The sequence below is a fragment of the Synechococcus sp. OH2 genome (assembly GCF_047462155.1).
GTDB lineage: Bacteria > Cyanobacteriota > Cyanobacteriia > Thermostichales > Thermostichaceae > Thermostichus.
Genome location: NZ_JANSIR010000123.1, coordinates 27,016 through 29,935 on the forward strand (window position 1 = coordinate 27,016; position 2,920 = coordinate 29,935).

3 protein-coding genes and 1 pseudogene are annotated in these 2,920 nt (G+C 59.2%); 2 read left to right on the top strand and 2 right to left on the bottom strand.

The window, feature by feature from the left end:
* Window positions 1–739, bottom strand: a 739-nt coding sequence (locus NW835_RS13615) for an SNF2-related protein (protein WP_414415565.1), incomplete at its 3' end; no start/stop codon positions are given.
* A 265-nt stretch (window positions 740–1,004) separates the two neighbouring features.
* On the opposite strand from NW835_RS13615, the gene NW835_RS13620 reads away from it, so the two are divergent.
* Window positions 1,005–1,520, top strand: coding sequence for a Crp/Fnr family transcriptional regulator (locus NW835_RS13620; protein ID WP_414415566.1), 516 nt, complete (start codon window positions 1,005–1,007; stop codon window positions 1,518–1,520).
* Between the two features lie 179 nt (window positions 1,521–1,699).
* Window positions 1,700–2,719, top strand: a complete 1,020-nt coding sequence (gap, locus tag NW835_RS13625) for a type I glyceraldehyde-3-phosphate dehydrogenase (RefSeq protein ID WP_414364424.1) — start codon at window positions 1,700–1,702, stop codon at window positions 2,717–2,719.
* On the opposite strand, the pseudogene NW835_RS13630 reads toward gap, so the two are convergent.
* A pseudogene (locus NW835_RS13630) lies at window positions 2,704–2,920 on the bottom strand (2'-5' RNA ligase family protein); the annotation flags it as partial. The gene gap and the pseudogene NW835_RS13630 sit on opposite strands and share 16 nt — an antisense overlap.

Below are 2,920 nucleotides of genomic sequence, written 5' to 3' on the forward strand. Positions count from 1 at the left end.
GCTGAGCTCTGCCGGAACTGGCCGCTGCCGCCCCGTGCACTTCGTCGGCAATGATCAGCTCAGGACAAAACTGCAGAAATTGAGGGCGGTTGCGCTCCGTTTTAACAAAATCAATGCTGGCCACCTGCACCGGGAAGTATTCGTAGAGATTTTGTCCCGGCGGGGTTTGCCGCTCCAGTTGCCCTACCGTCCCCGACCGGATAACTACCGGCTCGAGGTTAAACTTTTCCGCCAGCTCCCTGGCCCACTGCTCGCACAAGTAAGGCGGGCAGAGGACACAAAAGCGGCGGATCTCGCCGCGATCCAGAAGTTCTCTGGCTATCAGCAGCGCTTCAATGGTCTTGCCCACTCCCACATCATCGGCAATAAATAGCCGCACCGGATCAAGGCGCAGCGCCATGAGCAACGGCACAAACTGGTAGGTTCGTGGCCGGATGGAGATGCGCCCCAGCGAGCGGAAGGGAGTGGCGCCCTCGCGTAAGATAAGGCGCGCTGCCTGCCAGAGGAGATGGGCGGCTGCAGCATCGGCAACTTGGTCGGCGCGGGGCAGCGGGAAGAAGGCCGGCTCGATGCGCTCAAAGGGCAAGGTGCCGCCTATGAGGTTCATCAGTTGTCGGTGAAGGCAAATCGCGTCCTCTGGCGTGCCAGTAAGGGGCCGCAGCACTACCCCTTCTTCGGAATCAGCGGGGAGCACCACCCACTCGCGCTCGCGGCAGCGGACAATCGAACCAGGCTGCATCGATTGGGATCCCTAGAGAGCTTTCTCCATTTGTATGCATCTTTGCCGCTTCCCGGGAAGGACTGGCGAGCTTCTCCGGCTTTTTCAGGAACCCCCACAGCCTGCCTAGGCAGAACTTCTGCCGGCGCTATGGCCGGCAAAAATTCTACATGTTGGAAAATGGCCTTCTCGCCCAAGCCTTTTGCAGGGATCCTTCCTACCCAAAACGTGGGGTGACGGTAGGATGAAACAGAGCTGGCCCCAAGCACTTCCAGCCGCTTACCCGATGAGCAGCACCCGTTATCCGTTTGAGCGTGTTCGCGACCACTTGCTCTTTCAGTCCTTGGCAGATGCTGAGTGGAAGGCATTGACGGCTGCCCTACTGCCCAGTCGCTTTTCTCCCGGCCAGGTAATCTTCCAAGAAGGGGATCCCAGCAGCGACCTGTACGTAGTTCTCAGCGGGATCGTGGAGCTGCGGCGCCAGTACATGCGCTATCCCGGCGATTACTGGCTGGCAACACTGCATGCTGGGCGCGTGTTTGGAGAACTTTCCTTGCTGACGGGGCGGCGGCGCTCCTTTACCGCAGTGAGCCTAACCGAGGTGCAAACCCTGCGCCTCTCCAGCGAAGGGCTGCTCCTATTGCCCCTGGAAGTCCAGGTGAAGCTTTACCGCGCCTGGATCCAGATCATCGGCGAGCGCCTCTTTTGGCTCGACAGCATGTTCGCAGATCTCCTGGAACAACGGGGGGCGGAAAATGTCGCCTCGGCTATGGCCCTGCTGCAGCAGCGCTATCCTGCTTGAGGAAAAAGAACCCCTGCCGGCAGGCTGGGATCCCTAGAATCAAGGTTCTGGCGCTCCTACAAAGAAGCCAAAAATCAAGCGGTGGGATCCCAAATTTTATCTTCAGAATAGCCAGGGCTTGCGGTATTATGTGCTAAGCAGCAGCTCCCGAAGCATTTCAAGCAGCGAGGTTAAGAGCAGTGGTCAGGGTAGCCATCAACGGATTCGGTCGCATCGGTCGCAACTTTTTGCGTTGTTGGCTGGGGCGCTCCCAGTCCAACTTGGATATTGTTGCCATCAACGACACCTCAGACGCTCGCACGGCTGCCCATCTGCTCAAGTACGACTCCATCCTCGGGCCACTGCAAGGGGTGGAAGTGGAGGCTACCGAGGGTGGCCTGCTGGTTAACGGCAAGCACATCCACGCCGTTTCCGATCGCAACCCCAGCAACCTGCCCTGGAAAGAGTGGAAAGTGGATCTTGTTATTGAGGCCACAGGTGTTTTTGTAGACTACCAGGGTGCCTCTAAACACATAGAGGCGGGAGCCAAGAAGGTGATGATCACGGCTCCGGCCAAGGGAGGCGACATCCCTACCTTTGTGTATGGCGTTAACCAACACACCTATGACCCGGTGCGGCACAACATTGTCAGCAACGCCAGTTGCACCACCAACTGCCTTGCCCCGCTCCTCAAGGTGCTGCTGGACAAGTTCGGCGTCCTGCGGGCTACGATGACCACCACCCACAGCTACACCGGCGACCAGCGGATTTTGGATGGTGGCCACCGCGATCTGCGACGGGCGCGGGCGGCGGCGCTGAGCATGGTGCCCACTACCACCGGGGCGGCCAAGGCAGTAGCGCTGGTGATCCCCGAACTGAAGGGCAAGCTGAACGGGGTGGCAGTACGGGTTCCCACGCCCAATGTGTCGCTGGTGGACTTGGTGGTGCAAACAGAGCGGCGTGTGATTGCCGAAGAGGTGAACGCGGCTCTCAAGGAAGCTTCAGAGACCACGATGAAAGGGATCATTGCCTACTCCGATATCCCCTTGGTCTCCATCGACTATCGCGGCCACGACTGCTCGGCGATTGTGGATGCGGAGATGACCAGTGTGCTGGACGGGGATCTGGTGAAGGTGATGGCCTGGTACGACAACGAGTGGGGCTACTCGCAGCGGGTGCTGGATCTGGCTGAATACATGGCTGCTCACTGGGTTGAGTAGGCTGTTGTTTCCTGTCTCAATCCCTCAGAGGCGGAGAGGGAGAATTCGGCAAAAACTTGCCAGCGCTTGCCGTCATGGCTGAGGAGGGTGAGAGCGGAGGCGAGAAAGGATCCCTGGAAAGGGCGAGTTTTGAACTGTGGCCAGGCGGTGCGAAACTGGGCCGGGCTGGCCAGGGGATAGGCCAACTGTTGCATCACTTGG

Coding starts and splice junctions, on each gene's coding strand:
- NW835_RS13620 (WP_414415566.1), top strand. CDS start 1,005: ATGAGCAGCACCCGTTATCCGTTTGAGCGTGTTCGCGACCACTTGCTC.